The sequence below is a fragment of the Amycolatopsis sp. 505 genome (genome assembly GCF_031625235.1).
Taxonomy (GTDB): Bacteria; Actinomycetota; Actinomycetes; order Mycobacteriales; family Pseudonocardiaceae; genus Amycolatopsis.
Map to the genome: position 1 here is coordinate 151,959 of NZ_JACKQP010000007.1, position 17,283 is coordinate 169,241.

At 71.6% G+C, this 17,283-nt stretch carries 10 protein-coding genes; 4 read left to right on the forward strand and 6 right to left on the reverse strand.

Annotated elements, in window-relative coordinates; translation table 11 throughout:
• Positions 1-51 precede the first annotated feature (51 nt).
• Positions 52-1,134 carry a DUF4037 domain-containing protein gene (locus H5965_RS25695; protein WP_310972810.1) on the forward strand — a complete coding sequence of 361 codons (1,083 nt, stop codon included), beginning with the start codon at positions 52-54 and terminating at the stop codon, positions 1,132-1,134.
• Here the strand turns inward: H5965_RS25695 and H5965_RS25700 are convergent.
• On the reverse strand, positions 1,117-2,826 hold the full coding sequence (locus H5965_RS25700) for a discoidin domain-containing protein (protein ID WP_310972811.1): 1,710 nt from the start codon (positions 2,824-2,826) through the stop codon (positions 1,117-1,119). The two genes, H5965_RS25695 and H5965_RS25700, sit on opposite strands and share 18 nt — an antisense overlap.
• 215 nt (positions 2,827-3,041) lie before the next feature.
• Here H5965_RS25700 and H5965_RS25705 point away from each other — a divergent pair, with 215 nt between their 5' ends.
• Both H5965_RS25705 and H5965_RS25710 read left to right on the forward strand, forming a co-directional pair.
• Positions 3,042-3,974 carry a DUF1996 domain-containing protein gene (locus H5965_RS25705; RefSeq protein WP_310972812.1) on the forward strand — a complete coding sequence of 311 codons (933 nt, stop codon included), beginning with the start codon at positions 3,042-3,044 and terminating at the stop codon, positions 3,972-3,974.
• Positions 3,971-4,483, forward strand: coding sequence for a DUF305 domain-containing protein (locus H5965_RS25710; RefSeq protein ID WP_310972813.1), 513 nt, complete (start codon positions 3,971-3,973; stop codon positions 4,481-4,483). The genes H5965_RS25705 and H5965_RS25710 overlap by 4 nt, the downstream gene beginning before the upstream one ends.
• A 62-nt stretch (positions 4,484-4,545) precedes the next feature.
• Here the strand turns inward: H5965_RS25710 and H5965_RS25715 are convergent, their stop codons facing one another.
• From H5965_RS25715 to H5965_RS25725, 3 genes are all read right to left on the reverse strand, one after another.
• On the reverse strand, positions 4,546-7,758 hold the full coding sequence (locus H5965_RS25715) for a TIM-barrel domain-containing protein (protein WP_310972814.1): 3,213 nt from the start codon (positions 7,756-7,758) through the stop codon (positions 4,546-4,548).
• Between the two features lie 111 nt (positions 7,759-7,869).
• The gene (locus H5965_RS25720) at positions 7,870-8,025 is read right to left on the reverse strand and encodes a DUF664 domain-containing protein (protein ID WP_310973215.1); all 156 of its coding nucleotides are present in this window, start codon (positions 8,023-8,025) and stop codon (positions 7,870-7,872) included.
• Positions 8,026-8,041: 16 nt separating this feature from the next.
• Complete coding sequence (locus tag H5965_RS25725) at positions 8,042-9,073, reverse strand: LacI family DNA-binding transcriptional regulator (RefSeq protein WP_310972815.1); 1,032 nt, start codon at positions 9,071-9,073, stop codon at positions 8,042-8,044.
• Between the two features lie 181 nt (positions 9,074-9,254).
• On the opposite strand from H5965_RS25725, the gene H5965_RS25730 reads away from it, so the two are divergent.
• Positions 9,255-14,525 carry an NACHT domain-containing protein gene (locus tag H5965_RS25730; RefSeq protein ID WP_310972816.1) on the forward strand — a complete coding sequence of 1,757 codons (5,271 nt, stop codon included), beginning with the start codon at positions 9,255-9,257 and terminating at the stop codon, positions 14,523-14,525.
• Here the strand turns inward: H5965_RS25730 and H5965_RS25735 are convergent.
• On the reverse strand, positions 14,471-15,814 hold the full coding sequence (locus tag H5965_RS25735) for a rhamnulokinase family protein (RefSeq protein ID WP_310973217.1): 1,344 nt from the start codon (positions 15,812-15,814) through the stop codon (positions 14,471-14,473). The two genes, H5965_RS25730 and H5965_RS25735, sit on opposite strands and share 55 nt — an antisense overlap.
• Positions 15,815-15,858: 44 nt before the next feature.
• The gene (locus tag H5965_RS25740; protein ID WP_310972817.1) at positions 15,859-17,280 is read right to left on the reverse strand and encodes an L-fucose/L-arabinose isomerase family protein; all 1,422 of its coding nucleotides are present in this window, start codon (positions 17,278-17,280) and stop codon (positions 15,859-15,861) included.
• Positions 17,281-17,283 lie beyond the last annotated feature (3 nt).

Consider the following 17,283-nt stretch of genomic DNA (forward strand, 5'->3'; position numbering starts at 1 on the left):
CACCACGAAATCCGGTCGCCGCCCTCGCCCGAGCGCGGCACCATGCCGGTCATGGCCCCCTCGTTCCTCCCCGGACTCGAACTGTCGCGCCTCTTCTACGACGAGGCCGTGCGGCCGCTGCTCGGGGACCTGCCCCACACGGCCGCGCGGATCGGCACCGGCTCGGAAGTCCTCGGCTTCGACACCGCCCGGTCCGCCGATCACGAGTGGGGGCCGCGCCTGCAGATCTTCCTGACTCACCGGGACGCCGGCCGGGACGTCGCCGAAGCGCTCAGCCTGAAGCTGCCCAAGACGTTCCACGGCTACCCCACGAACTTCGCCCCCACCGACCACCCCCACGTCCGCCACATGGCCCTCACCGACGGGCCGGTCTTCCACCGCGTCGACGTGACCACCCTCGGCGAGTGGCTCACCGGTCACCTCGGTTTCGATCCGCGCCGAAGGGTCACCACCCGGGACTGGCTCGCCACCCCCACGCAGACCTTGGCCGAGCTCACCGCCGGCGCCGTCTTCCACGACCCGGCCGGGGAACTCGCCTCCGTCCGTTCGCGGCTCGCCTGGTACCCGGACCAGGTCTGGCGCTACGTCCTGGCCGCCCAGTGGCAGCGGATCTCCCAGGAAGAGGCGTTCGTCGGGCGGTGCGGGGAAGTCGGCGACGAACTCGGCTCGGCCGTCGTCGCCGCGCGCCTCGTGCGCGACCTCATGCGGCTGAGCCTGCTGATGCACCGCCGCTACCCCCCTTACAGCAAGTGGCTCGGCAGCGCGTTCGCCCGGCTCCCGTTCGCCCCCGCGGTCACGCCGGCACTGGCCGGAGCGCTCTCGGCCACGACCTGGCGGGACCGGGAAGCCCACCTCGCCACGGCCTATTCGGCGGTCGCCGGGCTGCACAACCGGCTCGGGCTCACCGAGCCGGTCGACCCCCGCACGCGTCCCTACCACGACCGGCCGTTCCAGGTCCTGCACGCCGACCGGTTCAGCCGAGCGCTCGCCGACGGCATCAGCGACGCCGGACTGCGCGGCCGTCCGCTCGCCGGCGCCGTCGACCAGTTCGCCGACAACACCGATCTGCTCGGCGACCGCACCGCGGCCCGGGCCGTGACCGCGGCGGTGTTCGCCTCAGACGACCCGCAGTGAGCGCGTCTCGATCCCGACGTTGCCGTGGCCGTCCCGGGCGTAGAGGTACAGCTTCCACACGCCCGGCTGCTGCGGCGCCGTGACGGTGAACGTCCCGCTCCCGGTGAACGGCGCCGGGATCAGGCCGGACGCGTTGTTCAGATACTTGCTGTTGTACCCCATGGTGTAGGTGATCGGGTCACCGTCCGGATCGGACACCGCGGCCGTCACCGTGAAGGTGCCGCCCGCCGGGACGTCGCCGCTGCGGCTGAGGTTCATCGACGCGATCACCGGTGGCGTGTTGCCGCCGGTCTGTCCACTGTAGAGCTTGCGGACGGCGTACCACGACAGCCGCTTCTCGCCGCCCGTGGTGATGTTGAACCAGACGCCGCCGAAGTCGCCCTCGGTGCCGTAGTGGAAGAGCGTGGCTCCGAGCGCCACGCCGGGGTGGGCCAGCACGCAGTTCCACGCGGTGCCGTAGCCGTCGCGCTTCTGCTGGTCGGACGGCTCGGCCGGCACGCCGTTGCCGTCGTTCGGCACCTCCCATTCGCCGGGCGGGCCGGTCTCGGTGATGAGGTACAGCTTGGTGTACCCGCCCGCGAGCCAGTCCTGCTTCACCTGGCAGACGTGGGCGTAGGAGTTCACCGCGTACAGGTCGAGATTCGGCGCATACGCCTTGTAGTACGGCCACGCGCCGGTCCAGGCGTCGGTCGAGGTGACCGGGTGGTTCGCGTCGATCGCGTGGATCGCCTGCGCGGCCTGGTCGACGAAGCGCGTGTAGGCGATCCGGTTCTGCTCCAGCTGGGTGCCGGAGTAGCAGTTCTGCATCCCGAGGATCGACTCGTTCCCGACGTTCCACAGCAGCACACCGGGGTGCGCCCGGTAGGTGGTCACCCAGTTCCGGATCTCGGCGAGCATCGTGTTCTTGTACGCGGTATCGGTCGTGTAGTCGACACAGCCGCCGCTGCCCGGGCCGCCCCCGGGTTGCAGCCAGAACCCGGCGACCACCTTGATGCCGTTGGCCGCCGCGGCGTCGAACAGCGGCCGGGAGGTGGCGTCGGTGCCCCAGGTGCGGACCGTGTTGACGCCGATCGCGTGCAGCTCGGGCATCCGCGCCGCCGCTTCGCCGGCCGGCGGGCCCCAGGTCAAGCCGCGCACGGTCCACGGTGTCCCGTCGACCGTCAGCTGCCAGTTGCCCTGCGTGCCGGTCACCCGCGTGCCCCCGGAGCCCGCCGCCGGGGTGCCGCTGACCTGGAACTCCCACAGCGAGTAGCCGTAGCCGCCGACGCGATGGGTCCCGTAGAGGCGGACGTAGCGGCCGTGCCCGGTGACGGCGAGAGTCTGCACCCCGCCGGTCGCCGTCGTCGTGCTGGCGACCGTCCGCCAGGTACCGGCGTCGTCGGAGACCTGGATTTCGTAGGCCGTCGCGTAGGCGGCCTCCCAGTTCAGCGTGACCTCGCTGAGGTCGGCCGGAACGCCGAGGTCGACCTGCAGCCACTGCGGATCGCTCCAGGCGCTCGCCCAGCGGGTGCCGGGATCGCCGTCGACGGCCGCCGACGCCGGCGTGCCCGCCCCTTCGCTGGTCGATGCGGTCGCGGGCCTGCCTTGCGAAAGCAGGGTGGCGGCGTGCGCCGGAGACGGGCCGGCGAGCAGGCCCAGCACCAGCAGGACCACCAGCGGCAGGACGGCGCGGCGGAGCGACGGTCGGTCCACGATGACTCCCGTACGACAGGCAGACGGCGCTTGGAGAGCGCTCTCCGGTGGGCTCGATGGTTCGCCCGCGGCCCCGGCGTTGTCAAGGATCGCCGGCAAACCCGACAATGGCTGTCCGGTCGAGGAACCGGGTACTCCTTGACAGCCCGGCGGCCGGACGCGCATGCTGCGGGAGAGCGCTCTCCCATCCTTGGCACCCTCACCGTGGAGGACCCTTGGCAACGAAAGCCGCGCTCCTCGCCTGCACCGCCGCCACCGTGCTGGCAGGCGCCTTCCTGACCGCGGCCACCTGGTCGCCCGCCGGGGCCGACGACCTGGTGACCCACCACGAGTTCCAGGTCAACTGCTCCCCGAGCCACCACCAGCCGGACGACCCGATCGTCTTCCCCGGGCTGCCCGGCGCCTCGCACGACCACACGTTCCTCGGCAACAAGACCACGAACGCGGCCACCACGCTGTCGTCCCTGCAGGCCGCGGGGGTCGGCAACACGACCTGCGTGACCCCGGACGACCTGTCCGCGTACTGGTTCCCGACCGTCTACAACGGGAACCAGGTGGTGCTGCCGAACTTCGCGCAGGTCGTCTACTACAAGTCCGGCATCCTCGACTACACGAAGGTGGTGCCGTTCCCACCCGGCCTGCGGTACGTCGCCGGGAGCGTGACGGCGACGCAGGACGAGTTCCAGCACGCGCCCGGCGCGGTCGAAGGCTGGGAATGCGGCGACAGCTTCCACAACTGGGACGTCCCCGTCCGGTGCGTGGCCGGCAGCCAGCTCAACATCCGCTACCAGGCGCCGAGCTGCTGGGACGGCGTCCACCTGGACTCGGCCGATCACAAGAGCCACCTGGCCTACCCGGACCGGGCGACGCTGACGTGCCCGGCCGATCACCCGGTGGCCGTGCCCATGCTCGAGTTCAAGATGGCGTTCCCGGTGAGCGGCGACATGTCCGGCGTGCACCTGGCCAGCGGACGCGGGTACTCGTGGCACTACGACTTCTTCAACGCGTGGGATCCCGAGACGCTCGCGGCGCTGGTGAAGCACTGCATCAACGGCGGCCTGCAGTGCGACCCGCGCGGGTTCGACCTGTACAAGCCCGATCGCGGCAGCGTGCTCGGGCCGAACTACCGGCTGCCCGGCCGTCCGTGAGGGTCCTGGGGGCGGTGGTGGTGGCGCTGATCATGGGCGGTTGCGCCGCCACCACCGGCCCCGCTCCCGCGGCGGCCGTCAACCCGACCGACGTGGCCTGGCTGCAGCTGGTGGTGCCGATGACGGAGAACGCACTGGCGGCGGCCCGGCTGGCCCCGGACCACACCGCGAGCACGCGGGTCCGGTCGGCGGCCGGCGAGATCACCGGTCCGCAGGAACGATTGCTGGGCCGTCTCCGGGCCGTCCGCGACCGGGCCGGGCTACCGGCCAGCGATGTCCACAGTGGACACCGGATGCCGGGCATGGTCACGGCGGCCGATCTGGTCGCGTTGCGCAGCGAACGGGACGCCGCGTTCGACCGGCGGCTGATCGCGCTGTTGCGGGCGCACGCCGCTCAGCTCGTCGTGCTGGCCGGCGGCGAACAGGCCAACGGCGCGGACGCGCAGACGCGCGAGCTGGCGCGGGACGTCGGGGCCGAGGCCGCGAAGGAAGCCCAGCTGCTGGCCTGAGGCCGTCGAGGCCACGGTGATCCGTGGCCTCGACGGCATATCCGGCTCCGCCCGCCGGGGGCTCAGTACGTGACGGTCACCGGGCCGTGCCCCGGCCGGGCCGGCGCGGTCACCGTCAGCGTCTTCGTCGCCGCGTCCCACTTCCACGCCGACGAAGGCGCCCAGCCGCTGCCCACCTTCACCCGGCTCGGAGCCGCCGCGACGCCGACGAACTTCACCGTCCACTCGCGGGGTGCCACCCGGAACGAGCCCTGCGCGGGAGCCACCGTCACCGTGTGCGCCCCGGCGCGCTCGCTGTAGGTGATCTTCGTCGACGCCGAGCGCGCCGACGACACGCCGTTGTCCTCGTACAGCGAGAACGTCCCGGAACCGCCGGGCGCCACCGTCACCGTCGCCCGGTTCAGCGGGTTCTGGACGTCGTTGGCGACGTCGGCCGTCCGGGTCACCGTGATGCCGCCCGCGCGCAGGAACACCGGCATCGTGCCCAGGTCGGAGGTGACCTGCTGGGTGGTCCCGCCCGCGTAGGTCTTGCCGGTGAAGTAGTCCGTCCACTGCCCCGGCGGGAACCAGACCGGCGTCGTCGCCGACGTGCCCGGCGCTGTCACCGGCGCCACCAGCATGTCCGGCCCGTAGAAGTACTCGCTTTGGGCCGCCGCGTACGCGCCGGGCTCCTCCGGGTACTCCAGGTACGTCGGCCGGACCACCGGAACGCCGGTCGTCGCGGCTTCCTGGGCCAGCGTGTACGTGTAGGGAACCAGGTTCTCGCGCAGGTTCAGGAACTTCGTCGCCGACGCCTTCGCCGCGTCGCCGTACTGCCAGGGCAGCCGGTCGCTGTGGTTGCTGTGCAGGCGGTCGATCGGCTGGAACGTGCCGAGCTGCACCCAGCGCGCGTACAGGTCGTCCGGCAGCTTGACCGTCTGGCGCTGCTGGCCGCCGGAGGTGTAGGTCTCGCTGCCGCGCAGGCCCGTCGTGTCGTTGTGGCCGCCGATGTCGTGGCTGATCGCCGACATGCCCGTCGCCGCCGATTCCGCCGGCGTGATGCCGACCTCCAGGCGCAACGTGCCCCACGTCGAGGACGTGTCGCCGGTGAAGTGCAGCGTGCTGCGCTTGTCGGCCCACGGCCCGGTCGCCAGCCCGGTCGGGCCGCCGTAGCCGCCCGCCTGCAGCGACCCGTACGCCCGCGAGATGACGAACCCGCGGCCGGTCGCGGGGGCCGCGAGGTCGGCGTACTGCTGGTTGATCCAGGCGTCCGGGGTGACGCCGGGCAGGCTCGAGCGAGAGGCGTCGCAGCACCAGTCGAGCCACCAGAAGTCGTTGCCCTGCTGCATCATCCCGGCGTGCAGGTCGAGGTAGGCCTTGAGCTGGTCCGGGTCGCCCCAGTCGAAGACGTAGCAGTCGGTGCCGCAGTTCGACTTCGCCAGCTTGCCCTTCGCCGTCGCCTGGGCGCGGGCGAACTGCGGGTCCGAGCCCATGATGCTGGGGTGGATGTTGAGGTTGTTGTGCAGGCCCTGGGCCTTCGACCAGGCGAAGAAGCCGGCCGGGTCGGGGAACTTCGTGGTGTCGAACTGCCAGCCGTTCCAGGTGTCCGGCGCCTTGAAGTCGGTGTCGGTGACCAGCACGTCCAGCGGGACGCCTTCGCTGCGGAACCGCGGCAGGATCTTGTCCCGGTAGTCGGCCGCGGTGCGGTCGATGTACTCGGAGTACCAGACGCCGTAGGCCCAGCGCGGCAGCAGCTGCGGCGGCCCGGTCAGGGTCGCCAGGTCGCGCAGCCCGGCCTTGTAGTCGTGACCGAAGGCGAAGAGGTAGCCGTCCTGGTAGGGGCTTCCGCCGTGGGACGGCCGCTGCGTCACCGCGCGCGTGCGCGTGTCGTACAGCGCGGAAGGGGTGTCGTCGAGCAGGTACCAGCCGTCCTGGTGCAGCAGGCCTTCGGTGGTCGACGGCGCGCCGTTGTCGCCGTTGACGCCGTCGAGGCCGCGCCGGTAGCCGCCGAGCGCGAGGTGCGGCGCCGGCGCGGTGCCACCCGACGGCGTCACGGCGACGGTGTCGATGTTGACGTGGCAGCTGGTGTCGTCCGGGCAGCTGAGGACGACGTCGTTGGTGCCTGCCTTCAGGTCGACCGGCACGGACGCGCTCTTCCACGAGTCCCAGTTGTCGGTGATCGGCAGGGTCAGGGTGCGCGTGACGCCGTTCGCGGTGACGGCCGCGGTCCGCGTTTCGTGGCGGCCGTCGCCGCCGGTGCCGTTGGCGTAGCGGACGTGCAGCAGGTACGTGCCGTCGGCGGCCACGTCGGCGACGCGGTGGGTCAGCGTCGAGCCGCGGTTGAGCTCGGCGACGAACCCGCGCCCGGCGTACCCGGTGTGGTCGGTCGCGACGACGGCGGAACCCGCGCGGAGCCCGGCTTCGGCCTCGCAGCTCACGCCGGTGGGGCAGCCGGAGAACGCGCGCGCCGACGCCGGCGGGAAGGCCGCTCCCGAGGTCAGGACGGCCAGGCCGTCGAGGTTGACGTTGCCGGAATCGGCGGCGGCCCGCTCGATCCGGACGCTGTGGTGGCCGGCGCCGAGGGTGACCGGGACCGAGGCCAGGCCCCAGGCGTTCCAGTCGGCCGTCACGGGCAGGGTGAGCTTCTGCGCCGCGCCGCCGTCGACGCTCACGCTGAGCGTGCGGGTGACGTGCTGGCCGTCGCCGCCCTGGCCGTTGGCGTAGCGCGCGGTGAGCGAGTACGTCCCGGCGGCCGGCGCGAGGACGTCCGCGGTCACCGAGTTGCCGGTGCTCTCGAAGCCGGCGAGGAAGCCTTCGCCGGTGTAGCCGGTGTGGTCGGTGGCGACGCCGAGCCCGTCGGCCGTGAGGTCCTCGGCCTCGCAGCGGGCGCCGACCGCGCAGGTCAGGTGGTGCCAGGGGGCCGCAAGCGCCGTGTTCGTGCGGATTTCCAGGTTGCCGCCGTCGAACGGGCCGGAGTTCAGCCGGTAGGTCAAGGTCGCGGCGCTCGTCCGGATGGTGAGGACGCCGCCGGTCACCGTGCTGGTGTACGACGTCGGCGTGAAGGCGCCGCGGCCGACGGCGTTGAAGGTGGCGGCGTCGGTGAACCGGCCGTCGCCCGCGTACTCGGTGCGGATCAGGGTCGGCGACAGCACCTGGAAGCGGGCGTTGCCGGCGGTGACGGTCTGGCGCGCGGGCCCGGCCACGGCGGGCGTCGCGACGGTCACCGCGGCGACGGCGGCCCCGGTGACGGCGAGCGCGCAAGCCCGCCGGATGGTTCTCGCTGTTCTGGTCCGCACGGCGGAACTCCGTTCCGGTGAAGGGGACTCGGCGGCGTTACAACGTTGGAAAGCTGAGCACAGCACGTCCGCCGATGTCCAGACCACTGAGCGGAACTTGTCCCGGACAGATCAGCGGCCGGTCACCCCGTCCGGGACGGTCACTCCGACGTCACCGGGGTCCGGGCCGCCCGCGATGTGGTGGCCGAACCAGACCCGTTCGGCGAGGGTCAGGTGGTGGACGAGATTGAGCAGCGTGGTGCCCGAGCCGACCAGCACCCGGCGCAGCCGCTCCTCGTACCGGTCAGGCCGAGTCGCGGACCACGAGCTCCGGGTCGAAGATCACCGACTCCGCGCGCAGGGCCGGATCGGCCATCCGGTCGAGCACCATCCGGGCCATCGCCGCGCCCATCTCCTCGACCGGCTGGCGGACCGTCGTGAGCCGGGGGCGGCAGCTGAGCGCGACACGGCTGTCGTCGAAGCCCACCACCGCCACGTCGTCCGGGACGCGCTTGCCCGCCTCGCGCAGGACCGTCAGCGCGCCGTAGGCCATCAGGTCGTTGGCCACGAACAGCCCGTCGAGCGCGGGCTCCTCGGTGAGCAGGTGCTCCATCGCGCGCTCGCCGCCCCGCTCGGTGAAGTCGCCCTCGGCGACCGCGACGTAAGCGTGGCCGTGGCGGGCCATCGCGTCGCGGAACCCGGCCAGCCTGTCCTGCCCCGCGGGGGTGCCCGCCGGACCCGCGATCGTGGCGACCCGCCGGCAGCCGCGCGAAACAAGCCTTTCCGCCGCGAGCCGGGCGCCGTCCTGGTGGGCGACGTCGACGTAGCAGACCGGCGCCGGCCGGGCCGGCCGCGCGAACAACGCCGTGGGGACGCCCGCGCCGGTCAGCATGCGTGGCAGCGGGTCCTCCGCCGGGTGCAGCGAGATCAGCAGGACGCCGCTGACCTGTTCCTGACGCAGCTTCGGCACCAGCTTTTCGCGCTCTTCGTCGCTGTCGACGAGCATCAGCAGCGGATGCAGCCCGTGCGGGCGCAGGTGCGCGACCACGCCTTCGACGACCCGGCCGAAGAACGGGTCGCCGAACACCCCGCCGGTGAACGCCTCGACGTGCCGCTCCGGCTCGGACACGACCAGCGCGATCCCACCGGTGCGCCGGGTGACCAGCGAACGCGCCGCCCGGTTAGGCACGTACCCGGTGTCGGCGATGGCCCGTTCGACCGTCTCGCGCAGCTTCGGGTCGACGTTGCGCACGCTGTTCACCACGCGCGACACCGTGGCGCGCGAGACCCCGGCGACCCGCGCGACGTCCTCCAGGGTGGGCGGCTGCGTCGTCACCCGTCCTTTCTAGCACGCTGTGAGAGCGCTCTCCCACTGTCTCCGACAGCTAGCTGTAGCTCCCGGACGACCTGCCCGGCTACGTTGGACCCCATGCCCAAACCGATCCTGGTCTCCATCGCCGCTCCGCCGGCAGCCAAGGGTGCGACTGGCCGGCACGACACCATCAGCCTCTGAAGCCGTGAAGGACAACCGACCACCGTCGACGTCCAACCGGATCGACGGCCACGTCAGGACCGCCCTGCAGATCGGCACGGTCCACGGCGCGGTGTACGTCAACACGGACCTACCGGAGCCGGAGCCGGCGGCCGATCCGCCGCGGAGGTGGGATGATCTACCGGAGCTGCCGACGGCAGTCCAAGCGCTGCTGCGGGCCCAGGCCAAGTCCGCGGAGGATCTGCCGTACCGGCTACCCGGGGCCCGGCGGCCGGCGCTGACCGCCGTTTACGTGCGCCAGGAGGTCGGCAGCGGGACGGACAGCCGCCCTGCCGAACCCACGCGCCCGCTTCCCGTGGTCGATGCGCGGGGGCAACTGGTCGAGGCGCCCACCCGGCCCGTTTCCCGGATGGTGGTCCGCCCGCCGTCGCGCACGGTGCAAGCCGCCCTCGACGCCGACGACCACTTGCTAGTCACCGGTGGTCCCGGGCAGGGCAAGTCGACGCTGTCGCTGCAGCTAACCGCCGACATTGCCGCCCACTGGGCCACTCAGGACGGGTCCGCGCCGCTCGCCGAACCAGTGGTCCCCGTGCGGTTGACCGCCACGAAACTCGCGACCCGCCTGGACCTGCCGTTTCCGCAGGCCTTGGCGGAAGCCATCCAAGCCGAGTACGGCGCGCTGCTGACATCGTCGATCGAGCCCCGGACGCTCGGCGAGCGGATCGCGGGGTGCCGCTGGTTGCTGTTCGTGGACGGACTGGACGAGGTCGCCGATTCCCACCGGCGGGACCGGCTGATCAAGGTGCTGGCCATGTGGGCCTCCGACGAAGCGTCGGCCCACCTCCGGATTGTCGTGACGACCCGACCGATCGCCGGGGCCGCGCTTGCGGCGTTTCAGGGAACCAGCGCGGCGCGATACGAACTCCTGCCGTTCGATGAGGATGCCTTGCGCCGGTTCGCCGCGAAATGGTTTGTCGAAGACGACACCCCGGACCGTTTTGTGCGGCAGATCCACGACGCGAACCTCGACGAGCTGGTCCGGGTCCCGTTGCTCGCCACGATCGCCGCCATCATCTTCGAGCAGCACAGCGACCGGCGGTTGCCGGACAACCGGTACGAACTCTACGAAGCCTACCTGGAGTACCTGCGGTTCGCCCGGCCAATCGCGGCCTCTTCGTGGGACGAGCACCGCGAGTCGCTCCTGGAACACCTGGGGCGGGTGCGGCTCGGGGCGGACACCTCCCTCGAATCGGCGGCCCAGGACTGGGCCACCACCCACGTCCCGCATTCCTGTGGAAACCCGCACTGGCGCGAAGAGCTGACCACGTACCTCACCACGGTCGGGCCACTCGTTTCCCGTGGCGGTGATCTCGCTTTCCTCCACCACAGCTTCGCCGACCATCTTGCGGCGACCGCGGACGCCCGCGAACTCCCGGACGAGTTCGACCCGGCGGCCTGGCCGTTCGTCCGGCTCCTGCACGCCGCCCGTCCGGTCGAGCGCGGGCGGCACGCCCGGCTCGTCTTGTTGCACTACACCCGGCTTCGGCCCGCCGAGACCGACCGCCTGATCGGGTACTTGGGAGTCGGCAACACGGCCAAGCAAGTGCTGGCGGCCCGACTTCTCGCCTGGCATGCGCCGGCGAGCCGTGTGGTCGCCGACGCTTTCCTGGCCGACGCTCGGGCGTGGGCAATGACCACCCAGTACCCGGCGCAGGTGATCCTCGCCTGGGTGAGCCGGGCCGCGCACCACCCTGGCCTGGCTGACTGGCTGCTCGAGCTCATGCGCGACGAGGAAGCACCGTGGGAGTCACGGATCGAGGCGGGCCGGGCGATGGCGGTCCGGTTGTACGGCGCGGAGCGTCTCGACGCGGTGGCGCTGCTGCAGTCGGTAGTCGACGACGAAGCGATCCCGGTAGAGTTCCGGTTCGAGGCCGCCGCTGCGCTGGCAGACTGCAGTACCGGTGAGCGTGCGGCTGCGGTGGCCGGTCTGCTGTCGGTGCTGGCCGACTCCGTGGCAACCGCGCCGCAGTGCCGGGACGCTGCGATCGTCCTCGCGGGTTTGGGCCCGGAAGCCCGGCTTCGCGCGACCGTAGCCCTGGTCCGGCTTCTTGACGACCCGGGATCGCCGCAGGAGTACGTGCTCGAAGCGGCCATCGGCCTCCTCGAAATCAGTGGAGGATTCGAGGAGCGCTGCACCAAAGCCTTCCGGGCCGTCTTAGCCAGGCGAAACAGCCCTGCAGAGGACGTCCGGCGCGCAGCTTCGAGCCTGGCGTCGCTGGGCTCCCGGCAGCTCGGAGAAGCGGCTGCTGCTCTCAAAGCAAGGCTCGTTGGTCAGCGGCCCGATCACGTCCGCGTGTCCGTCGCCCGGGAGCTCGCCGAACTGGGGCCGCGGCACCGGCACGAAGCCGGTCAACTTCTCTTCGCGTGGGCTTCGCGACCGGGAGCCAGTGCGTCCTCGCGGGTGACTCTGGCCCGGGCTCTCGGCGATTTCGGAACGGATTTCCGCGATCGCGCCCTCGATCTGCTCCATGACGTCTCCGCCAACCGGCTAGCCAGAACTAACACGCTGCTCTGGCTCGCCGCAGCCTTGACGGAGTTCGGGCCCGAGCACCATGAGGAAGCTGCCCGGATGTTCACCCTGGTGGCCGGTCATCCCCGTGCCGCGCACTTCGAGCGCACCACGGCGTGGGGCAGGCTCGCCGACCTCGGCGAGCCACACCGGACGCCGGCTCTGCTTGCCCTGCGCGGTAAGCTGACGAATCGGGATGTGGATCCAGACCTGCGCATTCGCGCCGGGACCGAGCTCATCCGGCTCGGGCCGCAATTCCACACTGAGGCGATCCAGCACCTTCTCGAAGTCGCTTCCAGCCGGGCTACCGATCCTCAGGCCCGCGTGTCGGCCTGGCGAGCCCTCCAGCCGCTCGGAACGGTCCTGCGGCACCGGGCGTCGGCTGCGCTTCTCGAACTTCTGGGTCCGCAGGACGCAGTGGCTTGGGAAGCACACGATTCGGAAATCTACTTCTACGGCCATTCCGATCCGGGTGCCGCAGCCGCCCGGCTGGCCGCGCTCCTGAGCGATCGGCATCGGGGCGTGCGGCATCGTGTGGCCGCCGCGCACAGTCTGCTGGTCCTCGGGCGCGACCACCACGACGAGGCGGTCGCCGGGCTCATCGAGCTTCTCAACCGGCGCGAAGTCCCGGTCGGCGAACTCGCTTCGGCGGTGGACGACTTCTCCGAGGTGAGTACCAGCCGACGCGCCGAACTGGCCGGCGTGCTGGCTGCCGCGGTGATCGAGCACACCTCCCCCGAACTCCTCTGCGAAACCGCCGAGGCGCTGGACGCACTGGACGTGCCCGACCCCCGGGTGAACGCGGCGATGCACACCCTCGTGTCCGATGGGTCGGCTACCGGAATCCACCGCGCCCAGGCAGCGATGTTCCTGGCACGGAGCCGGCGAGTCGAGCCCGAGGCGGCCCTCGACACGATCATCGCCCTGCAGCACGCCATCAGCCCTGGGCTTTGGACCGCTTACGTCCGGGAGCTCGTCGTGCTCGGCGCGGACCTGCCCGAGGTGGTGCGGACGATCACCTCTGCCTCGGACGCCGAGCACTGGTTGCGCCAGCTTTGCGCGGACCTCCTGGCCACGTGCGGTCCCGATCCGAAGCACGAGGCACTGGCCGAGCTTCGGTCGCAAGCCCAGGATGACCACCTTCAGTTCACCTGGCGAACCGAAGCCATCATGCAGCTCGCGCAGCTCGACCCCACCACGATCGACGACGCGATCGCCTTCCATCGGCGCATGCTCGACGACGAAACCGAACTCCCTTCCGATCGCGGTGAGGCCGCGTACCTGCTCGCTCGGCTCGATCCCGCACAGCACCAGGACGCGCTGGCTGTCCTCCGGCGGCTGGCCGGTAGTCCAGGGTTGTACGACACCGAACGCGCGGACGTACTGGTCTGGCTTTCCCGGAACAACTTCCCGTCAGCCGAGCTGGCCACGTTCGCGCGGGCCACCGTTCACGCGCCGTTGACGTCCGCCGTCGCGCGGCAGAGGACCGCCCCTCTGCTTCCGGCGGCCGAGTTCCGGGCGGTCTCGCGGACCATCCTCGGCGACCGCACCGCACCGGTCTCCGCCTGGTCGAAAACGACGGCCGGATACTGGGACAGCTGGGTCATCGCGGTCGAGCTCGAGGCAGAACTCCGGGATGCGCTCGCCGGTGCCGAGTTCTCGACGGCGAGCCGGGTTGCGGCCGCGACCGCGCTCGGCAGGCTCTCGCCCCGGCTGGTCCCAGAGGCCATCGCACTCCTCACGGAGCTCGGCGGCAGCGGCCACGCACGGCGGCAACGGCTCCTGGCTCTCGCGGAGCTCGATCACGCCTGGAGGGTTCGTCTCCTCGCCGACGCCCGGGCCACGCTCGACGGCGAAGGCCGGTCATGGCGGTGCAAGCTCGAGGCCGCAGTACTCTTGCTCGAACTGGACCCCGAACCGCTCACGGAGACCGACCGCCGCCGGCTGGACCAGCTGCTGAGCGATCACCGTCTCACGGACCACTTCCGGCTCCGGATTCTCCTGGCCCTCGACCGGCTCGACGACATCCGGACGATCCGCGATGACGATCGGGCGCACCCTCCTGTGCGCGCGGTGGCCGCCAGCGACATGGCTGGCTACCAGTGCGAAGACCGTGAGCGGGGCGCTCGGGTTCTCGCCGCTATCGCGGAAGATCCGGCATCTCGGCCTGCCCTGCGCCGATACGCAGCCGAAGAGCTCGCGACGTTCGGCGCGCGGGGGCGCGAATTCGCGGTGGAACGACTGCGGGCTATGATGTCGGACGAGACGTTGCCCGTTCTGGCACGCGCCTACTCCGCGCGGACGCTCGGCGACATCCGGCCCGACACCCGCGACGAGGTCCTGGCCTTTCTCCGTCGGCTCGAGACGGACGGCATGGCTGCGGTCCAAGTGCTCAAGGCCATCGGCAAGCACGAGCCTGAAGAGGCTGCCCTCGCGTTGCGTGTGATGGCCGAAGATCAGGCGCAACCGCCCGTAGTCAGGTTTCGCTCCGCCACAGCGATGTCCGCCCTGCACGGCGATTATCGTGAGGCTGCGGCGCTGGTGTGCCGGGAACTGGCGCATGCCGGGACGGTCCCGTGCCACGTCCAGGCCCACGCGGCACAGACGCTGGCCCGCCTCAGCGCCCTCTGCCGTCACGAAGCACGCGAACTGCTCACCGAAATCCGGAGCCGTCAACCCAGCCGGGCCTCCGCCGCGGCCCAGTCCGCGGTTCCCGACGGCTCGTAGCGGCGGATTTCCTGCGTCTCGCGCACCAACGCCCGCATCGCCGCCAGGTCCGGCAGGTCCTCCCCCAGGGCCCGGGCCTGGACGAGCACGTTCCCCAGCGCCGCCGCCTCGACCGGGCCCGCCAGGACCGGGACCCCGCACGCGTCCGCCGTCGACTGGCACAGGAGCTCGTTGCGGGCACCGCCGCCGACCAGGTGGATGACGTCGACCCGATGTCCGGCGATGCGGGCCGCCTCGCGGATTGTGCGGCGGTGGGCCAAGGCGAGGCTGTCGACGATGCACCGGACCACCGCTGCCCGGTCCCCCGGTGGACGCTGGCCCGTTGCGCGGCACGCCGACGCGAGACGGGAGGGCATGTCGCCCGGTGGCAAGAAAGACGGCGAGTCGATGTCCACCACCGCCGCCAGTGCGGGTGCGGCGGCAGCCGCCGTCAAGAGGGAGGGCAAGTCCGATGCGGACCACGTCCGCAGCGTTTCCGACAGCACCCACAGGCCCATCACGTTGCGCAGGAGGCGGATCGTGCCGTCGACGCCGCCTTCGTTCGTGAAGTTCGCCGCCAGGGCTTCGTCGCTCAAGACCGGTGCCGGTAGCTCCAAGCCGGCCAGGGACCACGTTCCCGACGAGATGTACGCGAAGTTCGTCCCCGGCGACGCGGGCACCGCGACCACGGCGGACGCCGTGTCGTGTGAGGCGACGGCGATCACCGGCACGCCGGACAGCTCGGGGGCCTCGGCCACGATCGTGCCCGGATCCCGCAGCGGGGGGAGCAGGCGGGGCGGAATGCCGGCCCGGGATGCCAGCGAACGGGCCCAGGTCCGCGCGCGCACGTCGTAGAGCTGCGTGGTCGACGCGTTCGTCCGCTCGGCGCCGATCGAACCGGTGAGCCAGTAGTTCAGCAGGTCCGGGATGAGCAGCACGGTCGCCGCCGCGGTGAGACGGTCGCCTTCGGCCACCAACTGGTACAGCGTGTTGAACGGCAGCTGCTGCAACCCGGTGACGTCGTACAGTTCCCGATCCGGCACCGGCACGGTGATCCCGTCAGTGCGCGAGTCGCGGTAGTGCACGGGGTTGCCCAGCAACGCGCCGCGCTCGTCCAGGAGTCCGTAGTCCACGGCCCAGGAGTCGATGCCGACGCCGTCCAGGCGCCCGGCCTCGCGGATCCCGGCGAGGGTCTCCCGGTACAGGCCCAGGATGTCCCAGTACAGCACCGGCCCCGCGCGGACACCGCCGTTCGCGAAGCGCCGCACCTCCGCCACCTCCAGCCGGGACGGCCCGGCGGTCCCGGCCATCACCCGTCCGCTGGACGCGCCGAGGTCGACGGCCGCGACTCGCTTCACGGGCGGACCACCGTCAGCTCGAGGCCGAGCAGGTCCGCGACCGCCGTCAGCTCGGCGACGCGGTGGCCGGTGCCGAGTGCCCAGTGGTGTGCGATGCCGCTGGCGGACCAGGCGTCGGTCCACTCCCCCGGGTCGCAGCCGAAGTCGACGCGGGAGGTCGTGTTGCCGATCCGCAGCAGCGGGCCGGGCACGACCGTGCCTTCCGCCGCGATGAGCGTGAACGTCCCGTCGCGGCGCTGGCCGAGGCCGCACAGCGTCACCGGCCCGTGCTTGACGTCGAACTCGACCGACACGCCCCAGCCGCGCTTGCCGTGGTAGACACCCAGCCCGCGCAGCAGCGGCTTGCGGGCGCTGATCCCGAGGTGCGCCGGCCCGTCGTGGCCCATCTCGACCACCCGATCGCGGAAGTTCAGCGCCTGCAGCTCGGTGAACGAGCCGCCCGCCCCGAGCCGGTCCATGACCAGCATGGCCAGCGACGTCCGCAGCTCGTACTCGCCGACCGCCGGGATGCCGCGGGCGGTGAGCAGGGACGCGCCGAGGATGAACCCGGCGCCGACCCGCTCGTGCGTCTCCCCGTCGAGGCCGCGGTGGTAGTAGGCCAGGGAATCCAGCGAGAAGTCCTCGACGAGCCGGTCGAGGGCCACCGACACCCGGGCACCCCAGGCGAAGTCCTCGTCCACAACGGACTCGTCCACAGTGAACACTTCGCGGGCCAGCGCCACGCGCGCGGCGGTTTCGTCGTCGGTGACCTTCTCCACGCGCACCCGCAGGTCGTCGACCTCCAGGATCTCGACGTGCCCGCCGAGCTGGGCCGACACGAGGGTCGGATCGGTGGCGACGTCCAGCATGCCCGGGTAGAGGTGCCCGAGCAGCCCGTGGCGGCCGTGCCGCAACGCCGCCCGCACCCCGGCGGCCTTGATCCAGCGCTCGATCCGCGTCCACGCCCGCGCGTCTTCGAGGTACCCGGACACCGAGCGGAATTCGACGCCCAGACGCCGGAACGCGTTCGCCATCTCCGGCAGCGGGCAGGCGCCGCAGTAGGCCAGCCACGCGCCGGTGTCGAAGGACTCGTGGTCCATCGCCTCGGTGGGCTGCAGGTTCAGCAGCAGCACCGGCGCGCCCGAGCGCTGCGCGACCGGGGCCAGCATGCTCGACGTCAGGTACGTCGTCAGGAAGCCGACGATCAGGTCGCACCCGGCCACCCGCAGCTCCTCCGCCGCGGCGGCACCCTGCTGGGCGTCGGAGACGAACCCGGCGTCGACCACCTCACAGTCCATTTCGGACAGTCGCTCCGAAACGCGCCGGGCCGACGCCTCCAGTTGCGGCAGCAGCGCGGGGAACTGCGGCCAGTACGCGCCGAGCCCGCCGGACACGAGGCCCACGCGGGTGCGGCGCGGGGTGATGCGGTCCAAGGTCATCGG